This window comes from Anabaena subtropica FACHB-260 (assembly GCF_014697105.1).
In the GTDB taxonomy this organism is placed as follows: domain Bacteria; phylum Cyanobacteriota; class Cyanobacteriia; order Cyanobacteriales; family Nostocaceae; genus Trichormus; species Trichormus subtropicus.
The window spans coordinates 52,358-71,222 of the sequence record NZ_JACJRF010000018.1; the positions used below are offsets into that span (position 1 = coordinate 52,358).

At 40.2% G+C, this 18,865-nt stretch carries 15 protein-coding genes; 4 read left to right on the top strand and 11 right to left on the bottom strand.

The genetic code is table 11. From position 1 onward, the window contains the following. The first annotated feature begins 17 nt into the window (after positions 1-17). Complete coding sequence (gene leuS / locus H6G18_RS12430; protein WP_190407458.1) at positions 18-2,639, top strand: leucine--tRNA ligase; 2,622 nt, start codon at positions 18-20, stop codon at positions 2,637-2,639. Positions 2,640-2,700: 61 nt separating this feature from the next. Here the strand turns inward: leuS and H6G18_RS12435 are convergent, their stop codons facing one another. The 6 genes from H6G18_RS12435 to H6G18_RS12460 all read right to left on the bottom strand — a co-directional run bounded on the left by H6G18_RS12435 (position 2,701) and on the right by H6G18_RS12460 (position 8,708). Next, positions 2,701-4,428 (bottom strand): hypothetical protein, encoded by a 1,728-nt coding sequence (locus tag H6G18_RS12435; RefSeq protein ID WP_190407411.1) that lies wholly within the window; start codon positions 4,426-4,428, stop codon positions 2,701-2,703. Between the two features lie 133 nt (positions 4,429-4,561). Continuing rightward, the gene (locus H6G18_RS12440; protein WP_190407412.1) at positions 4,562-5,185 is read right to left on the bottom strand and encodes a hypothetical protein; all 624 of its coding nucleotides are present in this window, start codon (positions 5,183-5,185) and stop codon (positions 4,562-4,564) included. Then, positions 5,185-5,817, bottom strand: a complete 633-nt coding sequence (locus H6G18_RS12445; protein WP_190407413.1) for a ParA family protein — start codon at positions 5,815-5,817, stop codon at positions 5,185-5,187. The genes H6G18_RS12440 and H6G18_RS12445 overlap by 1 nt, the downstream gene beginning before the upstream one ends. 498 nt (positions 5,818-6,315) lie before the next feature. Then, positions 6,316-6,924 (bottom strand): anti-sigma factor family protein, encoded by a 609-nt coding sequence (locus H6G18_RS12450; RefSeq protein WP_190407414.1) that lies wholly within the window; start codon positions 6,922-6,924, stop codon positions 6,316-6,318. Between the two features lie 155 nt (positions 6,925-7,079). Continuing rightward, entirely contained in the window at positions 7,080-7,736 is a 657-nt protein-coding gene (locus H6G18_RS12455; protein WP_190407415.1) for a sigma-70 family RNA polymerase sigma factor, read from the bottom strand. A gap of 819 nt (positions 7,737-8,555) precedes the next feature. Then, complete coding sequence (locus H6G18_RS12460) at positions 8,556-8,708, bottom strand: hypothetical protein (RefSeq protein ID WP_206757213.1); 153 nt, start codon at positions 8,706-8,708, stop codon at positions 8,556-8,558. Positions 8,709-8,981: 273 nt separating this feature from the next. Between H6G18_RS12460 and H6G18_RS12465 the strand changes: the two genes are divergently transcribed. Next, entirely contained in the window at positions 8,982-9,800 is an 819-nt protein-coding gene (locus tag H6G18_RS12465; RefSeq protein WP_190407417.1) for a L,D-transpeptidase, read from the top strand. Positions 9,801-9,894: 94 nt separating this feature from the next. Here H6G18_RS12465 and H6G18_RS12470 read toward each other — a convergent pair whose 3' ends face one another. Together H6G18_RS12470 and H6G18_RS12475 are read right to left on the bottom strand one after the other, a co-directional pair. After that, positions 9,895-10,434, bottom strand: coding sequence for a late competence development ComFB family protein (locus tag H6G18_RS12470; protein ID WP_190407418.1), 540 nt, complete (start codon positions 10,432-10,434; stop codon positions 9,895-9,897). 128 nt (positions 10,435-10,562) lie between these two features. Then, positions 10,563-11,501: a M23 family metallopeptidase gene (locus H6G18_RS12475; protein ID WP_190407419.1), complete on the bottom strand. Its 939-nt coding sequence runs from the start codon at positions 11,499-11,501 to the stop codon at positions 10,563-10,565. 391 nt (positions 11,502-11,892) lie between these two features. On the opposite strand from H6G18_RS12475, the gene H6G18_RS12480 reads away from it, so the two are divergent. Further along, positions 11,893-14,577 carry an MASE1 domain-containing protein gene (locus H6G18_RS12480; protein ID WP_199311663.1) on the top strand — a complete coding sequence of 895 codons (2,685 nt, stop codon included), beginning with the start codon at positions 11,893-11,895 and terminating at the stop codon, positions 14,575-14,577. Between the two features lie 55 nt (positions 14,578-14,632). Here H6G18_RS12480 and H6G18_RS12485 read toward each other — a convergent pair whose 3' ends face one another. After that, positions 14,633-15,652, bottom strand: coding sequence for a S66 peptidase family protein (locus tag H6G18_RS12485; RefSeq protein WP_190407420.1), 1,020 nt, complete (start codon positions 15,650-15,652; stop codon positions 14,633-14,635). Between the two features lie 56 nt (positions 15,653-15,708). Next, complete coding sequence (locus H6G18_RS12490) at positions 15,709-16,005, bottom strand: hypothetical protein (RefSeq protein ID WP_190407421.1); 297 nt, start codon at positions 16,003-16,005, stop codon at positions 15,709-15,711. Positions 16,006-16,290: 285 nt separating this feature from the next. Here H6G18_RS12490 and H6G18_RS12495 point away from each other — a divergent pair, with 285 nt between their 5' ends. After that, the gene (locus H6G18_RS12495) at positions 16,291-16,875 is read left to right on the top strand and encodes an alpha/beta hydrolase (RefSeq protein WP_190407422.1); all 585 of its coding nucleotides are present in this window, start codon (positions 16,291-16,293) and stop codon (positions 16,873-16,875) included. Between the two features lie 83 nt (positions 16,876-16,958). Here H6G18_RS12495 and H6G18_RS12500 read toward each other — a convergent pair whose 3' ends face one another. After that, complete coding sequence (locus tag H6G18_RS12500) at positions 16,959-18,683, bottom strand: alkaline phosphatase D family protein (protein ID WP_190407423.1); 1,725 nt, start codon at positions 18,681-18,683, stop codon at positions 16,959-16,961. Positions 18,684-18,865 lie beyond the last annotated feature (182 nt).

Here is an 18,865-nt window from a genome sequence, read left to right on the forward strand (position 1 = left end):
CAGTAGGAGAATTTTTGGTGGATTCCCGATATAACCCAGCAGCACTTGAGGAAAAATGGCAAAAAACATGGTTAGAACTTGGTTTAGATAAGACCCCAACAGAGAGTAATAAACCAAAATTCTACGCTCTATCCATGTTCCCCTATCCATCGGGCAGCCTACACATGGGTCACGTCCGTAACTACACAATTACAGATGTGATTGCCCGCCTCAAACGAATGCAAGGGTATCGGGTACTGCATCCAATGGGATGGGATGCCTTTGGTTTGCCAGCAGAAAACGCCGCCATTGACCGTGGTGTACCACCATCCAAATGGACTAATCAAAACATTGTCCAAATGCGGCAACAGTTGCAGCGTCTTGGTTTATCAATTGACTGGGATAGTGAAGTTGCTACTTGTTCGCCAGACTATTACAAGTGGACACAATGGATTTTCTTACAGTTTTTGCAGGCGGGGTTAGCTTATCAAAGAGAAGCAGCCGTCAACTGGGATCCCATTGACCAAACTGTATTGGCAAATGAGCAAGTTGATAATGAAGGACGTTCTTGGCGTAGTGGTGCTATAGTTGAGCGTAAATTACTGCGCCAGTGGTTTTTGAAGATTACCGACTACGCGGAAGAATTATTAAATGACCTGGATAAATTGACTGGTTGGCCAGAAAGGGTCAAGTTGATGCAGGCAAACTGGATAGGGAAATCATCAGGGGCGTATTTGGAATTTCCCATTGTCGGCAGCACTGACAAAATCGCCGTGTACACAACTCGTCCTGATACAGTTTATGGTGTTAGTTATGTGGTGTTAGCAGCAGAACATCCTCTCACTAAGCAAGTCACCACCAAAACACAACAAGCAGTAGTAGACACCTTTATTCAAGAGGTGACAAATCAAAGCGAGTTAGAACGTACCGCCGACGACAAACCCAAACGCGGTGTAGATACTGGTGCTAAGGCAATTAACCCGTTTACAGGGGAAGAAGTACCTATTTGGATTGCTGACTATGTACTCTATGAATATGGTACTGGGGCTGTGATGGGTGTACCTGCTCATGATGCGCGGGATTTTAAATTTGCTCAGAGGTATGGTTTACCCATTGATTTTGTCATTGCCGACCCAGATGATGTGGCAGGTTTCGACTTAAGCCCGACATCAGAAACAGAAGAAGTTACACAAGTCGTTCAAATTGAATATAACCAAGCATACACAGAACCAGGAATTTTAATTAATTCCGGGGCTTTTACTGGCATGGTTTCCACGGATGCCAAGCAAGCCATAGTTAAATATGCCGAAGAACAAGGTTTTGGTAAAGAACGCATCCAATATCGTTTGCGGGACTGGTTAATTTCTCGGCAACGCTATTGGGGCGCACCAATTCCCGTAATTCATTGCCCCAACTGTGGCATAGTCCCAGTGCCAGAGAAAGATTTACCCGTAACCTTACCAGAAGAAGTGGAATTTACTGGACGTGGTGGTTCACCGTTGGCGCAGTTGGAAAGTTGGGTAAATGTTCCTTGTCCTACCTGTGGTACTCCTGCGAAACGAGAAACTGACACGATGGATACCTTTATTGATTCCTCGTGGTATTTCTTGCGATTTACTGATGCTAGGAACGAAGAACAGGTATTTGAGCCAGGAAAAACTAATAACTGGATGCCAGTAGACCAATATGTAGGCGGCATTGAACACGCGATTTTACATTTATTATATTCCCGGTTCTTTACTAAAGTATTGCGCGATCGCGGCTTGTTGAACTTTGATGAACCCTTTGAGCGTTTGTTAACTCAAGGAATGGTGCAAGGTCTCACTTACATGAATCCCAACAAGGGTGGTAAAGATAAATGGATTCCTTCAAATCTGGTTAACCCAAACGACCCTCGTGACCCTCAAACAGGTGAACCACTGCAACGTCTTTACGCCACCATGTCCAAGTCTAAAGGTAACGGTGTCGCGCCGGAAGATGTGATTGGTAAATATGGTGTAGATACAGCACGGATGTTTATCTTATTTAAAGCGCCGCCAGAAAAAGATTTGGAATGGGATGAAGCCGATGTTGAAGGACAATTCCGTTTTTTAAATCGGGTTTGGCGTTTGGTGACAGATTATGTTGCGGCTGGGGTATGTCGTAAGTCGGCTCAGCTTGCCGATTTGAGTAAGCCAGAAAAGGAATTACGCCGGGCAATTCACACGGCTATCCAAGCTGTGACAGAAGATTTAGAAGATGAGTATCAATTTAATACTGCTGTTTCCGAGTTGATGAAATTGAGTAACGCTCTCACTGATGCTGACTGCCGCAATTCACCAATTTATGCTGAAGGTGTTCGCACTCTCGTGGTGTTATTAGCTCCTTTTGCGCCACATATTACTGATGAATTGTGGCAATTGTTGGGAAATAGTGAGTCAGTTCATACTCAAACTTGGCCTAATTTTGATCAAGCTGCTTTAGTTGCTGATGAGATTACTTTGGTAATTCAGGTTAATGGCAAAAAACGTGCTGATATTCAAGTTCCCGCGCAAGCAGATAAAGCTGAGTTAGAAAAATATGCTCGTGAGTCAGAGGTTGTGCAGCGACACTTGGAAGGTAAGGAGATTAAAAAGGTGATTGTAGTGCCTGGAAAGTTGGTCAATTTCGTGGTTGCTTAACCTCTGTGTGCCTGTGTGGTTGTTTTACCACACAGGCACACAAACACGGAGGGATGTTTGTTTAAGTGATATTTTTGTTTTGCAAGCTGCTGAGGTTGCGGCTGGCTACATCGGCACTAATTCCCCAGAGAATTAATCCTAAATAGTCGGAGAAAGGTCTAGCACCAAAGGTGAGTCCGTTATCTACATAGAGTGAACCTATACCAACTAAGGACAAGCCAATTAGTAGGGTGAGGGATAAAAATGGGCGGATGAGCCAAAATGTAGCGCCGATGCGGATATCATCAGACACGCCAGAGAGTAATATGAGAAAATCTTGACAGCGAGTTTTCCATTTGGGTTGATTGATTGATATTGGCGCGACTGCATCAGCTTGAATTAAAAAACTACGTGCTGCATTAGCTAATTCTAGAGGTAGGAAAGTTTCATTTTGCATGAAATGTTTATCTACTGACCGCTTTTGATTGAGGTTGGCTAAACCTCTCATCACATCTTGCATAACCCTTTGGGCAACAGCATCATTTTTCTGCGCTAAAAAGGTACGAGTTTTAATAATATTTTGCTGCACCTCTTGAGCAATTTTATCTAAGCTATCTTGTCCTTGTATTTCAATTATTTGATTTTCTATTTGTCGCAGTTTGTTTAAGGCTTCTAACCGCGATTCAATAGCATCTATTTCGGCTAATGCTCTATCTATTTTTTCCCATTTAATTAATTGTTCTACCCATTCAACCATGTTGTTGAGTATATTTTGGTCTTCGGTATGTTCTACTTCTTGTCTAATTCTGGCTTTGAGGCGATAAACTGCTTTAACAGTTCTGGTGATGTCACTACCAGACTCTTGCATATATTTGAATAATCGACCCAAAATAACGCCGAAGATTAACACCATCAGGGGCAAAATCGGCCCAGACCGCATTTTTAAATCTACTGGGATGGCTAGTCTTTGAGTCTGTCCTGATAGGGTGAAGTATATAGCCCCTATGTAACGATCTGGGGGGATGGCAGAACGATTTAAATTTAATGGTAGAGTAATAATGCGATCGCGTTCCGCCCACTGTAGATGTTTGTCTCCGACGGACTGGAGGTCATTCATCACTAAATTGACGGGACTTTGAACTACATTCAAAGATGTCTCTGTTAATTGATATCCTGTCTGTTCACCTTTGAGAATGACTTTGGCATCAACAATGGTTACAGGTACTTGGCTCGGATTGTCAAATTGGAGTTGCCACTGATTTAAAAATGCACTGGCTGGTAGTAATCCTTTGGCAATTAAACAGTCAAAAAAACTCAAAACACCGTCACAATTCACGAGGCGCAGTTGAATTTGTTCTGTACCACCCAGAGGAATAAGGGTTGGTCTAGCTTTAGCGATTACTTGAATGGGAATAGTTTGCAGTTGCTGCTGACGCTGATTTGGCAACAATATCTGGAGTGTGCCTTCATAAGTGCCAGGTAAACGAATGTCTGTTACTTTTAATTGGAAATCTTGAGGAATACCTACAGAAAGTTTTGGTTCACCCACAATGGTTACTTGATGGCGGTTAATTATGCCATCACCTTCTTTTCGCCGCAAATCTGAGGGTAGAAAGACAAATTTATCGATATTTTCTCCCTGAGCAGTTAATCGTAAGTTACCAACTAAAGCACTTTCTTCGCCTAACCAACCAGTGATATGTATAGATTTGTCACTAGAATCTACTAGTATTTTGGGCGTGGCTTTTGCTGGAACAGCATGAACAACAACTATCACACATAGCAACAGGGATATTATTCGGTATTTCATGAGTAATTCTCAAGATTCAGCAACAGATTGATATCAATAGGAATTACGCATGAAAATAATTCAAGGGAGTTGGGGGAAAATGTAGAGAAATTATGCCTATTGTCCCCTGTCTCCTGCCTACTGCCTTATATCTTTAATCATACAACCAAGTATTTGAAGAAAAATCATCCTTAGTTTCAATCAGTTGTGTTGGGTACTTATCAGGAAGTCGGTGTGATTTTCTATAAGTTACTGGTTTATAGCTTTCTTTTTCTTGTTGGAGTTTTTCTTGCTGCTCTTTTTCTTGTTGGAGTTTTTCTTGTTGGAGTTTTTCTTGTTGGAGTTTTTCTTGCTGCTCTTTTTTTTGTGCTAAAGCTAATGATTTATGTTCTTCTATGAGTTGGGAGTTAGCTTCTGCCAGTTGTAGCGCAGTTTTTTTGGTTTCTTCCAGTTCTTTTGTAAGTTTTTTGACTGAAGATTTTTGCTCGGATAAAGCTGATTGCAAATCTTCTATTTTTTGCTGGAGTGATTTTTCTTGTAGTTCAGATTTTTTTAAAGTTGCTTGTAATTCTTGGATGGTAGCTTCTAAATCCGCTTTAGTAGGGACGCTACGTTTAGCAGTAGTTGCTTCAGGTGTCTGTTGTGATTCTTCTGGACTTGCAGCAGTTTCTTCAGCCACTTCTTGAGCGGTGACTTCAATTGCAGTTTCACCAGCAGAGGGTGTAAATTTTTGGGCTTCCTCTTGGATTAAATCGGAGAGGTTCTGTTTTCTAGGCATTATTTCCTCCAGTCACGCTGTATCTCTTCAGCCACACGGTGGTAGTCTGATTCGGCTTCTCTAGCATTTTTTCCTCGCCATTGGTCGATAGCTACACCCTCCAAGGCTGCTCTTTCGTGGGCTTTATATATCCGAATAAAAGCCTTGCAAACAGGAATTCCTAGCCGTTGAAGAGTATTTTGTGCTTCTATTGCTTCATTTATACTCCGGGTATCCACTTTTGTGAGTAGAACCCGATGGGGAACTCCGGACGGAACTACTGCCGCTTTGACTGTCTCAATTAACACAGCCAAATCCATTGCTGATGGAGGTGTAGGTAAAACTAGATAATCTGCGATCGCTACCACTGTTGCTAGTGCTTCCGAGTGTAGCGCAGGTGGCGTATCTACTACTACTAAATCGTAACCTTTAATTGTTTGTAACTGACTTAAAAGTTCAGGATGGGTTTCTTGGGATAAATCAAATCCCATCCCATTTTGATTTCTTCCAAACCACCAACTAGCAGAACCTTGTATATCTGTATCAATGAGAATGACTTTTTTTTTCTTCGCAAACTGAGCAGCTAAATTGATGGCGGTAGTCGTTTTGCCGACTCCCCCTTTACCGTTGAGAATAGTGATGATTTTTGGCACTGCTTACTTCCGACCCTGCCATACTTGAATATACCGCTTTGTGTGACTGTCGCTACGTTTCGATGCAAAATTCAACAGTGAAGAAGGCACAGGGCAGAAGGAATTTATTTTTAGCGGTAGCTTGGAGGTTATGCTGATTAAGCGATCGCTCCTTGATTTGCTTGCTAATCAGTTAGAGCGATCGTCAGACTAAGGAAAATTTTTCAGTAATTCCTCGCTGCTGTTTTATTTGAGGATTGTAAAGATAAATCAGGGACTACAAATTTTCATTTCTGGAACGGGGGATAAAGCGATGAAGTGTGGTCTTGGGGGTTTTCCCCATGAACAACTTCATCAATAAGCCTGTTGCCCAAGTGTAAGTAGGAGTCCTAGAGAACGCAAGAAATCTAATACTACGCTATCTGTTGGGCAGGAAGCCTACACTGACGCTTCGCCTACAGGATGAGTAGTTCACTCCTCAAAATATCAATACGAACGTTCTTACTACAAACTTGGGGATCAGTTGATGTCTGGAGGAATTTCACCAAGTTGCGGCTGTGGTTGATTCAAAAAGTTTGTGGGAGAGACTACAGCTGCTTTGGGAATTTCAATTACTGGGTTGTTCAAGGCTATCATTGGCAGTGCATCTGACTTGCTGACACCTTGAGTAGTTTGTTCTTGTGATTGTTGGGCTAGTTGGGGTATTCCTATTTGCCGCCCTGGTAGCCAGCTAGAAACTGCGCCAATCACACAAGCTGCAACAGCAGCACCACCAAATTTCCAAGCCAAACGAGAACGACGGTTGACTTTGGCAAATACTTGCTGGGCAGTAACTTCTGGTGGTTGCTGGGCTGTTGGTATGGGCATAGTTCGTATGCCTTGCCTTAACTTTAATAGTCGGGAATAGAGGCGTTGAACTGCGACATCGTTGGCTAACCAGTCTTCTACTTGCCGACGTTCCGCAGCTGTCACCTCTCCATCGAGGTAAGCACTCAATAATTCAAAGCGATCGCGCTTCACCATATCCATAGCACCCGTTGCTTCATTGGTATGCCTAGCCATCTTTTTTGGTAAATCTCTCGAAAATTGCCGCCGACAACGCTTATTAAAATCAGAATCAGTAGTCATACTAACATTATTACCAATTCATCCACGGACAAAAGGAGGGCAACCCTGAGAGGTTAATTAATTCTTTTCCTGATAGCATAGGTACGATACAGTTTCCTCACAATTCTTAATCAATAGTTAAATTCTCCCATAGGGTAGATGAAAGATACTGTACATTAGGCATCAAGATAGGTTTGCAACTGAGTTTGCAATCTGGATCTAGCCCTAGCAATTCTCGACTTGACTGTTCCCAAGGATACACCTGTGATTTCGGCAATTTCTTCGTATGGCATACCTTCGATTTCCCTGAGAACAATGGTAGTACGGAATACTTCGGGTAAATCCGCGATCGCCTCCCGCAGTTGTTCGTAAAATTCTCTAGTTGTCAGTTCTTCCTCTGGCCCTGGTGTATCTCCAGCAATTTCCCAATCCATTTCGCCATCATCAACAGAACGGGGAGCATCTAATGACAGAGGACTCACAACCCGTTTGCGTTTACGCAATTCGTCATAAAACAAATTGGTGGCAATGCGGCTTAACCAGCCCCTAAATTTCGATGGTTCTTGCAATCGGTTAATATTCCGATAAACGCGAATCCAAACTTCTTGAGCCAAGTCGGCTCTGTCTGACCAATCAGGGGCTAGGTGGTACAGAACTCTATCAACCTGGGTTTGATAGCGGCGCAATAGCTCGGCAAACGCAACACGATCTGGACGCAGCCCTACTTGACAGCGCAAGATTAAATCGTGGTTAGAGAGTTTGTCAACTTGCACCGATGCTTCTGAACACCTCGCATCAACCGTTGACCAGGATACAGTAATCGATTGACTCATAGATCGTACTGGCTTTAATTTATCCCTATCTATTAGACCTGCTAATTGGCAGCTTGTTCCTGAATTAAGTGACGGATTTAGGACTGTAACACTGAGTTCTCCAATATTGAGTGCATTTGTTCTGGCGCACAACGTCAATCTTGTTCTTCAGGGATTGTTTTGGTTTATCTCCCCCCAGTCAAGGCTATGTTACATATTGTTGTGGAGCTAACGATTAGTGACCACCTGTGATTGACAAATAAGACGATGTATGATTATGAGTAATGGTGTATCAAAATACAGCTATAGAGTGAAAACTGCTTTTTGTTCTCTACTAGTTAAGTTACTCTAGGAGTGGCTTTTCTCAATATTATAGAAAATAATCTATGTATCTTAACGATACAAGTGGGGGAAAATAATTTTGATGTAATTTTTGTGGAAAAATTTATAAGATTGATTTGATTAATTTTCTGCCTTATATTTGCTTTAAAAGCAAGTTATGATTCCAGAATTTTTGAACCTCATATAATTATGATTTCATAAACATAAATAATTATGAAAATATCCCTTTTATTGATTCTATGCTCCATTTTTGATTTTCCATTTTAAAAGGACTTAATTTGCTTAAGATTAAATCAAAAACATAGTTATTTGGCACACAGAAACTGAATTGATTAGACTTTATTTTTAATGCTAGTACCAATTCACGAAAAAGAAGGCAAAAAATTGATGCACACAATATAGACCCAGGTTAATTTGTAGGATTCTTAATACTTACAGGTTAGAATTTGTTAAAAATCTAGTATCTGAGATTTCTGGGTCTGTAGTTAGTAGGAAATGTTATCTTTCCGGTATTTTTACTAAAATTGTTGTTGATCTATCTATGTGTTGTTGATAACTAGCACCAGAATTTCTTTGATCAGGGACATGGACTTGAAAAAATAAATTGAGGGCAAATGTAATCGTGACTGCTAGCCATAGTTTTTCTAACATGGTCTTTCTCCCACCCACACCATTAATAATTGATTGCTGCACTTGCAGAGTGCTACAAGTAACGTCGATGTTAAAAATTCTTTCCTCAAGACTTCAGTTAAACAAATTTCTTTTCCAGAAATTGTCTAGCTGTAATGCTTATATATCCTTAGTCTGCCCAAGAGCGTAGGTATAGTTATGAGGGAACAGATAAGAATTTATAAATTCTTGATAATTTAGAGAATAAAAATGTTCAATTAGTCGGCTGAATATGTCAGGGATAAACAATAGGCGATGGCAATGGTAAGAAATAAATCTGTAGGGCGTATGGTAATGTTTCTTTGCTTTGGCACAGCCATCTTATCGCTAGCTGTGCATTGGCGCATTACTACAGCACAGGGGCAGTTTAAAAAGTCAGTTTCCACCACATCAAGTCGCCCTGGAGGCACTTATAGAGGAGGTTTAGGTGAAATCGCTTTTGGTGCGCCTGCACCTGCTGGTGACTCTACATCAGATCAACTATCCCAACCACAGTCTTCGGCTATAAAGTCTAATCATAAGTCGGATACTGTTAGCAAAAATGTAGCGATAGCAACTAACGTACCTAAAAAAACACAGTTATTAACACCAGAATCAAGAAAAAACTCTCGTTTATCTGCTCAAAGCCAGTCACAATCTTCTCCGCCTTCAGCCCACAAAAAAACATCTAATAAGCTAGAAAATGCCAAGAAGGAAGTAGTGGTTGATTTAAGCGATCGCCGTACTTATGTTTATGCAGGGGGTATGGTTATAGCTAGTTACCCAATTGCTATAGGTAAGAAGGGTTGGGAAACGCCTACAGGTACTTTCAACGTGTCACATATGGAACACGATCCCATCTGGAAGCACCCTATCACAGGTAAAATATTTCCTGCTGGTTCTGATAGTCCTTTAGGGGAACGATGGATTGGTTTTTGGTCAGATGGCCGGAATAAAATTGGCTTTCATGGTACACCAGACACCCACCTCTTAGGAACAGCTATTTCTCATGGTTGTCTGAGGATGCGTAATTCTGATGTCCGTTTGCTATATGACCAAGTAGATGTAGGTACACCCGTGGTAGTACAGGAATAGTCAATGGTCAAGAGCTATAGTCAAGAGTCCAGAACCTTCATTTTTAGCTTTTAACTGTTGACTGTTGACCATTGACCATTGACCGTTGACTGAATTATGAAAATTTTTGCTCAAAGCCAGGGGCATAGACTTGCAGTAAACTGCTAACCTGACGCAGGACTTCATTACCTGTTGTTTTTGTAGAAACGGGGGTTCTGTTGTCGTTTGGCTGGTCAAGATTAAGGTTGATTGCCTCACTTACCTGTTGGGAGATTAATTCTTGAAGTTCTGCTTTGGCGCGTATGCGTTGGTAGCTAGCACCTTCTTCTGTGGTGGCGTATAAGGGGGGCAATCGGTTAAGGGCGTAAGCGGCTATATCCCCGACATCGATAGAACTTTCGCTGGTAGCTTCAATTTCTGCTACTCTAGCGATCGCTTCAGTGAGTACCAATTCTTCCATAACGTTAATGAACTGTTTGCGAGGAACCGCCACTACCTCACCAGTTAATAACGCTCCCATCAATCGATCCAGCGCCATATACTCTTCTATGGAGAGTTCTGATGCGTTATCACAGATGCGTCCAACTTCTGCTTCCATTGCTGGCGTAAGATAACCATCCTGGAGAGCTTGTTCTACAATTTTCTCAATACTCATAACGCTCATCTTAAATTTAAGCCACCCAAGCAAGGTAAGGACGGAACCAATTCAAACTTATTTTGCCTAACTCATTATCGACAAAAAATATACAAAGTCAACAATAGAAGCGATTAATCACGCTTCAATTATTCAAAAGTTTTGCTTTTCCAAGTCATTGGGTCAATAGATTGACCATTAACATACAGACCCCAGTGCAAGTGTGGCCCTGTAGAAGCGCCTGTTGAACCCACTGTGCCGATTAATTGCCCAGCTTTGACAAAGTCACCTTCTTTGACATTAATCCGACTTAGGTGCAGGAAAATACTGACAACTCCTTGACCGTGGTCAATGCCAACAGTGTTACCATGAACTCGAAATCCTTGGGCTACTGTGCCGACTAAAGCTACCTTACCAGCAGCTGGGGCAACTACACGAGAGCCTGCCGCACCAGCGTAGTCAAGACCACGATGGAAGTAGCCATTGGCAAATTTCCCATTGTAGTAGCGACGTACACCATAAATTGTGCTGATGCGCCCGTTATTTGGTCTGAGGAATTTGCCATTCCAATATTTTTGTGGTGTTTGTATAGCTTTAAAAGCTGCGGCACGGTTAAGTTCGTATTGCGTCGCGCCATCGGCAGATTTGCCAGGTCGCAAAGTAATGCGCTGTACCGGGAACTTCCGAGTAGCTACCGCTAGAGGCAATTCTTTGACTTGACCATCACCAGAAACTCTAATTTTTCTAGCGCCTGGCTTTTCTAGAGGGGTTGTAGGTATAAATGCTCGATATTTATTTGGTGCTATTTCAAAAACTGGGTAAGTTTTCTCACCAAAAGATACACTTGGGTTATTAATATTGTCTGGATTATCTAGATTGATCACCACAGAAACTGTATCCCCCAGACGGGGATTCTTGGGATTCACCTCTACTTGCAAAGCTTCTACAGGTAATCCCAATGTCACAGGCAAAGTGGCACATAAACCAATCAAGAAGTTGATTGGCAGGAGATGATTCTTCTTCACTCCTCTAACATCAAAATTGAATTTGTTTTTTTGATTATTAATTGGGTTAACGTCGGTATTCATAGAACTCAATAAGATTTTTTACTTCTTTTGAGAAACAGACTAGCTGATAGTTGCTAGTGTTTCCTGGCTGAAGCAAATTTTTTTGACCATAAAGTATAGTCTTCAGAAATGCTCTATGGACTAAACTATACTAACCGTAATGTATAAAATTGCAAATGATAATTATCTTAACTATCAAGCAATTACAAAAAACAGAAATTAGATGAGAATATTAGAAGCTTGGCAGTATGTAACCGCCTATGGTGGGGCGATATGAGCGCATATTGTAATTACTCCCAAGATAGGCTGGAAAATACGAGAAAAAGTGTTTTCATTTGTACTCGTGTAAGCAGTTTATAACGGCTACTTATAAAATTGTGAGTGCATGAGCTAAAGCACAAAGCACCCTTTGATGATGCAACGCATAAAAGACTCCATGAAAATTGCACCTATGCGTCGATGGCTGATAATTTCACTCTTAGGCTTACTCGCCCTAGTTATCGCTCATGGAATGGCATTGATTTATCGCATTCAACCTGGAGTTTCTCTATGGTTTCCCCCATCAGGTGTGGCGATCGCCTTAACTTTTTGGTTTGGCCCCTGTGGTATTATGCTCACCGGATTGGCATCTTTTCTGATGTCTCCAGTTTGGGGGTTGCATGGTTGGGAGCGATTATTTGCTTTTAGCGATATCATCGAACCTCTGACTGCTTGGTTCCTGTACCGTCGTCTCTGGAAGGGTTCTAGGACGCTCAATACCCTCAAGGATGCGGTGTTTTTTACAGTCAGTGTACCCCTCATCGCTTGCACGACTATAGGGACGGTTGGTAGTTTAGGTTTGGTGACAATAGGGAAAATGTCTTTTGCCAGCTTGGGTTACAACATACCTCATTGGTGGTTAGGCAATGCGATTGGAGTCATGGCTATTGCACCTACTGCCTTGTTAGTCCTCACTCCCTATTTTCAATCTCAAGGCTGGTTAAGCCATCCCGAACCACTTAACTCTTCATTTGCTTCTCAAAATTTCCATCCTTCCCGTCGTCTCTTACTAGAATTCAGTGCCATACTACTGCTTTGTATAGCTATAGCAACCCTGACTGTGATTGAAACTGATCAAAGTGGGTTTAAGTTACAACAATTATCTTTTTTAAGCTTTGTTCCGGTTTTATGGGCTGCAACACGCTTTGGTGTCACCAGTGGGATGTTAATCTCTAGCTTTTGCGTACTGGTGACACTATTTGCTTATTTAGTCGCTTATCCTAACGCTATCTCATTGCCCATTTTTCCCGTACAGGCGGAAGTTCTACACGTCCACAAATTGAGCTTATTAGTGCAGTGTGCGGTTAGTTTATTAGTAGGTATTGCGATTACGGAACGGTCAAAAATTCAAGTAGAGTTAGCTGTAGAAAGGGTACAACGTGGAGAATATCAAACCCGCGCAGAATTATCGGAAAAACTTATTCAACTCAATCAATCACTGGCGCAAACCAATGCTTGCTTAGAAGAGTCCCATCAAGAAACGGATGAATTACTTCAGCGTGAACAAGCCCTCCGTAGTCGGTTAAGCAATATTTTGGAAAGCATGACTGATGCTTTTATTGCGGTGAATCAAGATTGGCAAATCACTTATTGCAATCATCAAGCAGCAAAAATTCAAGATTTAGAACCAGAAGACTTGATTGGGAAAAACTACTGGGAACAGTGGACGAGAACGAAAGGTACAGATTTTGAGCGAGAATATAGGCGATCGCTAGCGGAAAATATATCTGTCCATTTTGAGGTATTCTACGAACTGTGGGGTATGTGGTTAGAAATTCATGCCTACCCTGCTGAAGATGGACTAGGGATATTTTTTAGGAATATTACTGAACGCAAACAAGCAGAAGAAGAACGGGAATATTTGCTGATGCGTGAAAAAATTGCTAGAAGCGAAGCCGAAAAAGCCAATCGTCTAAAAGATGAATTTCTGGCAGTCCTTTCTCATGAATTACGTACTCCCCTGAACCCGATTTTGGGTTGGGCAACGCTACTAAAAAGGCGTAATTTGGAAGAAGCTACGCGAATGCGGGGAATAGACACAATTGAGCGTAATGCTAAATTACAAATTCAATTGATTGAAGATTTATTAGATGTCTCTCGCATCCAGCAAGGGAAATTGACTTTAAATGTTCAACCTGTGAATTTAGTTAATACTATTGGCGAGGCTTTAGAGACTGTGCGTCTAGCAATGGAGGCGAAAAATATTAACGTTCAAAATATAATGGATGCAAATGTAGGCATGGTTGCTGGTGATACAGCTCGTTTACAACAAATTATCTGGAACCTGCTTTCTAATGCAATTAAATTTACTCCTCCAGAAGGACAAATACAGTTAGTTTTGGAAAAAGTTAATAAGTATGCTCAAATTCAAATTAAAGATAATGGTAAGGGGATAAGTCCAGAATTTTTACCCTATGTATTTGAGTATTTTCGTCAAGCAGATGGCACAATCACAAGACAATTTGGAGGTTTAGGATTAGGGCTAGCTATTGTGAAGCATCTCACAGAATTGCATGGTGGGACTGTTAAAGCAGACAGTGCAGGGGAAGGGATGGGTGCAACATTTACAGTTAGTTTACCACTCATGATTAATCCGCCGCAGATAGCACGAGAACTAGGAACTCCAGATAACAATACTTGGGGTTTAGCAGGGCTATATATTTTAGTAGTAGATGATGATGTAGATACAGGTGAGTTTCTTACCTTTATGCTGGAACAATCTGGAGCCGAAGTGACAGCAGTTACATCAGCAAGTGAAGCTTTAGAAATAATAGCTAGAACCAAAGTTGACTTACTATTAAGTGATATCGGAATGCCAGGAATCGATGGATATATGTTGATGCAATTAATTCGATCTATGTCATCAGAAAAAGGGGGTAAAATACCGGCGATCGCACTTACTGCTTATGCGGGAGAAATCAACCAAAAAAAAGCACTGGCGGCTGGTTTTCAAATGCACTTAGTTAAACCTGTAGAATCAGAAAAATTATTCAAGGGAATATCAGAAGTTTTAGCTTCTTCATCTTCTGAATTTGGCTACGTTTCAGTAAAAAATTAGAAATTATACTACCTGGAAATAGTAATTTATGCAAATAAATAATGAAAATAATTCCTCAACTCACCGCCGCATCTAATAAGCGGATTGTTCCCGCATCAGCATCAATTTCCACATCTGCACCAATTGGCAAGATAAATTTATCTTGAATATGACCAATCATTGCACCATACCAAGCTGGGATTTTTAAAGGAGTGATATGGTCTTGTAATACTTCCATTAAAGTCTGTGATGATTCATTAGTGGGGTTACAGTCAGTACATTGCCCAAAAATAAAACCAGAAATTCGATGCAGTATTCCAGCATTTTTTAACTGCGTCAACATCCTATCTACCCGATAAACACCTTCATTAACATCTTCCAAAAATAAAATTCTATTTTGCCAAGCAGGTAGATATGGTGAACCAACCATTGCAGTTAACACAGACAAATTACCACCTACCAGTTTACCCTTGGCTTTTCCAGGTGCTATTGTCTGCACTTTCCCCTCAGGAGAATTAGTATTTTGTAATGTTACTGCTTCCGCATTAAATAAAATAAGCTTCAGGTACTCCAGCATAAAGGGAGTCCAGGTCGATGTAGCAACAGGCCCGTGAAAAGTCATAATTCGACTACGGGCATTAATAGCTATCAATAAAGAAGTAATATCGCTATAACCCATGAGAATTTTGGCATGGGAACGCATTAAGGGGTAATTGAGTAGAGGTAAAATCCGATTACAACCCCAGCCGCCACGCATAGCCAGAATTGCTTTAACAGAATTATCAGCAAACATATCATTTACATCTTGAGCGCGGTCAGCATCTTTACCAGCTAAATAACCATAACGGTCTAAAATATGCTTTCCCAACTTAGTTTTTAACCCCAAGTTCGTCAGATATTGCTGAACTACATCTATATACCGAGGTTCAAAAGTACCCGCCGGCGCAATTAATCCCACAGTATCGCCTACTTGTAAACGTGGTGGTTTAATAATAGTGTTTGGAGATAACTGACTTTGAGCCGTAAGTACAGGAAGTTGGGTAGCCAAGGTAGCGAACCCACAAGTTTTGAGAAATTGGCGACGCTGAATATTCATAATGGGAGTTTAACCTAACATTTTTCACCCATTGAGAAATCTTTGATAATTACGAATTATTCCCATGTAGACACATCTCGTAACAAATCAGGAATTTCCCCTTGTGATGGGGGAAACTCTAACACGGTTTCTCGATAACCCAAATATCCCGACTCTGAGAAAGACAACAGCATTCGTGCCAGCGCTAGCCATACTTCCGGCTCATATTCCCAATCACGATAACGCGTAGCTCGACCAGCAATTGAACGTAGCGCCCAAAAATATGAGTTTCTGACGACAGAACCACCCTTTTTAAACTCAGGCAAATCTTCGTGATGCAGAAACAAGACTTGATTTTCAACTCTGGCTCTCATATCAGCTATTCTAAGCGATGAGGTAATCTATAAGACTTCCACAGTAACTGATTTAACAAAGTATTTTGCCAATGTCAGAGGCTAATATTTCATCATGTACGACAATAATAAGCAGAAATACTTAGAAAACACAGCTAATTTTCATGAGTTATCTGGTTGTCTAAAAGATGCTCTGGATAGGCAATACAGCGATTTTATGTCTTTGCTAAAATTGGCTATTTTTTCATAACCATATATTTACCAATTAATGGTAATTTTAGTACGAAGAGTTAATAAAAGCTATAAATGCCAACTTTAAAATATTCAATTATCAATTATTTATGTCATCTGCTTTTCTACATAAATAGTTTTCCAATAGTTCTAAGTTTTAGTGGTATTTTTGGTTCATCTTTTAGTTTGGCAGCAGAGACAATTGTTATTAGATATGGATTATTTGAGCAATCAGTGGCAGTAGATGACATACGTAAGTATGAAGAAACGCAACAGGTCTCTGCTGATTTAGCATCTTTATTAGATTACTTAAGTCCAAAACAACAACAGAAATTACTAGAGGTACTTCAGATCAAAATACCTTTAGATATTGTAGCGATGAATAAGCTAGTAACCTCAGAAACTGGCGAAAAATTTCTCAATTTTGTTGCTCTAGCGATCGCCCGCAGTGATAATGCCGGGATACAAGCACTACGTTCTGCTATACTTCTAGGAGCAAAAGCCCCAAAAGGCTTAGGAATCATATCTTTTTTAGAAGCCTATCCCAGTGAAAGAATAGTTGTAAATTTACCAGTAGCTTTAGAGATGTTAGAAAAATCAGGTTGGTTGAATGAAGAGATAGATATTAATGAAAGTTGCATATATATCATCCCTAAATAAGTCTTGAATTCAACTAAGCCACCTCATAAGCAAGGTAATCTAGTTCTTTATTAATAAATTAAAAAATACTATAATTTATTTTATCACTTTTCTAAAGTAGGTGTTATGTCTTCTATTAAGACTTGATCACGGGGAACGCGAAAAACTTTGAGAGTGGAAACCTTTCCCCCTGGTTTTATAATGTTACTAACTACCTTGAAAGTACAAATCAAAGCTTCTGGAGTTACTTCTACTATATTGTAGCCGTGAGTATCAGAATTGAAATAGTCAATATGTGGATTACTAGCCTGAATTAACTTAGTAACAGTTTCAATTTGAGGTAAGGGGACATTAAAGGAATTTAAAGTAATTTGTTCAGCAAGATTAGAAGATGTGATTGAACCAACTACAAACTCTACCCCCACAGGTGGATCATTCTGGTCATCGAAGTTCAATTTTTGATATCCAGCAACGAATGTATGAAGATCACCAGTAATAGTTACAAAGTTTTTGACTTTAGCTTCTTTTATAGCTTTAAATAGTAAAGCTCGCTCCGCAGGATAACCATCCCACTGATCAAGGTTAACGAATAAGTCTGGAGTTCGCTTTCCTAAGAATAGGGTTGCAAAAACTGACAAAATTTTTAATTGCAACGTCATCACTCCGTTACCCCAAATCTTCCAAACACAAGAAGAATTACAAATTTGTTCTACGAACCAGTCACGCTGTCTGTGACCAAGCATAGTTCTTTGGGCTTCATTACGTTGGGGACTATCCGATACAAGGTAACGTTGTCTAAGCTCATAACGTTCCTCTTGGATAACAGGGTTATCACAGGATGGAGGTTCATCACGATAAAGGCGTTCATCCGTTAACACAAGCTCAAGTAAATTTCCCAACCTAAATTTACGGTAAATTTGTAATGAGTTAATACTGTCAGTGTTAGCATCGAAAGGAATACTGGTAGGTGTATACTCAGCCCAAGCTTGGGTAGCCGCTTGCCTTAATTCTGGTTGATAGAAAGGAAATTGATCAGGAGCATTTGCTTGAAAGCTGTCATTTGCAAACTCATGATCATCCCAAATAGTAATGAAGGCAAATTTTTCCCGCAGTTTTTGTAACTTTGGATCAGAATTGTAAGCTTGATAAAGAAAGCGATAATCTTCTAATGTAGATGCTATTAACTTACCACTAGGAAGTTCAAGGGAACGTATTCCTCTTTGGAAACTATTATCATTTACTTTTTCATAAATATAGTCACCTAAAAAGACAATAAAATCTATATCCTCTTTTGCTAAAAATGGATAGGCATTGTAATAGCCGTTAGTATAATTCTGGCAATTAATATAAGCAAATTTTATATTATCTAAATTCTTATCTTCAGGAGATGGTAAGGTTTTGAAACGACCAATAGGGCTAATATCTTGATTAAATATGAATCGATAATAATAAGTGGTGTAAGGTTTAAGAACAGTAGACTCTAGTGGAATCTTAACAGTATAATCACAATTTTTATCAGTATTTGCAAACCCTTGTAAAATCACCTGTCCAAAAGCACTATCAGAAGCAACTTGAAAGGCTACTTTAGCAATTTCCGATTGAGCTATGATGCGCGTCCATAAAGTAATACCATGAGCTTGAGGATCTCCAGAACTTACACTTTGAGGAAATGTAGTCAATGAGGTTGCAGAGGCAGTAGGAATATTAAATATTTGTATTTCCTTTGAACTGATGTTTAGCTTGTGAGCCATTGCTTCACTTGTCCAGATGACAATATTAGTAGCTAGTGAATACTTTAAAAAATCTCGTCTACTAAATCGTTTACTCATAGATGATTATCAAAATACGATAATGATAAGTAAATAAAATTTACTTGTTGATTAATGGGTTTTATTATAATTTTTTTTTGCTGATTTAAAATCATCTAAATCCATAAAATATGCTGAGTAGCATTGTTTACTCAGCATTGTATCTCATTCTACTACGTGCTTCAGAACCAATCACTTAGTGT

Coding starts and splice junctions, on each gene's coding strand:
- H6G18_RS12500 (WP_190407423.1), bottom strand. CDS start 18,683: ATGAGTAAACGATTTAGTAGACGAGATTTTTTAAAGTATTCACTAGCT.
- H6G18_RS12455 (WP_190407415.1), bottom strand. CDS start 7,736: ATGAGTCAATCGATTACTGTATCCTGGTCAACGGTTGATGCGAGGTGT.
- H6G18_RS12480 (WP_199311663.1), top strand. CDS start 11,893: ATGATGCAACGCATAAAAGACTCCATGAAAATTGCACCTATGCGTCGA.
- H6G18_RS12450 (WP_190407414.1), bottom strand. CDS start 6,924: ATGACTACTGATTCTGATTTTAATAAGCGTTGTCGGCGGCAATTTTCG.
- H6G18_RS12440 (WP_190407412.1), bottom strand. CDS start 5,185: ATGCCTAGAAAACAGAACCTCTCCGATTTAATCCAAGAGGAAGCCCAA.
- H6G18_RS12435 (WP_190407411.1), bottom strand. CDS start 4,428: ATGAAATACCGAATAATATCCCTGTTGCTATGTGTGATAGTTGTTGTT.
- H6G18_RS12470 (WP_190407418.1), bottom strand. CDS start 10,434: ATGAGTATTGAGAAAATTGTAGAACAAGCTCTCCAGGATGGTTATCTT.
- H6G18_RS12490 (WP_190407421.1), bottom strand. CDS start 16,005: ATGAGAGCCAGAGTTGAAAATCAAGTCTTGTTTCTGCATCACGAAGAT.
- H6G18_RS12485 (WP_190407420.1), bottom strand. CDS start 15,652: ATGAATATTCAGCGTCGCCAATTTCTCAAAACTTGTGGGTTCGCTACC.
- H6G18_RS12465 (WP_190407417.1), top strand. CDS start 8,982: ATGGCAATGGTAAGAAATAAATCTGTAGGGCGTATGGTAATGTTTCTT.
- H6G18_RS12460 (WP_206757213.1), bottom strand. CDS start 8,708: ATGTTAGAAAAACTATGGCTAGCAGTCACGATTACATTTGCCCTCAAT.
- H6G18_RS12495 (WP_190407422.1), top strand. CDS start 16,291: ATGCCAACTTTAAAATATTCAATTATCAATTATTTATGTCATCTGCTT.
- H6G18_RS12475 (WP_190407419.1), bottom strand. CDS start 11,501: ATGAATACCGACGTTAACCCAATTAATAATCAAAAAAACAAATTCAAT.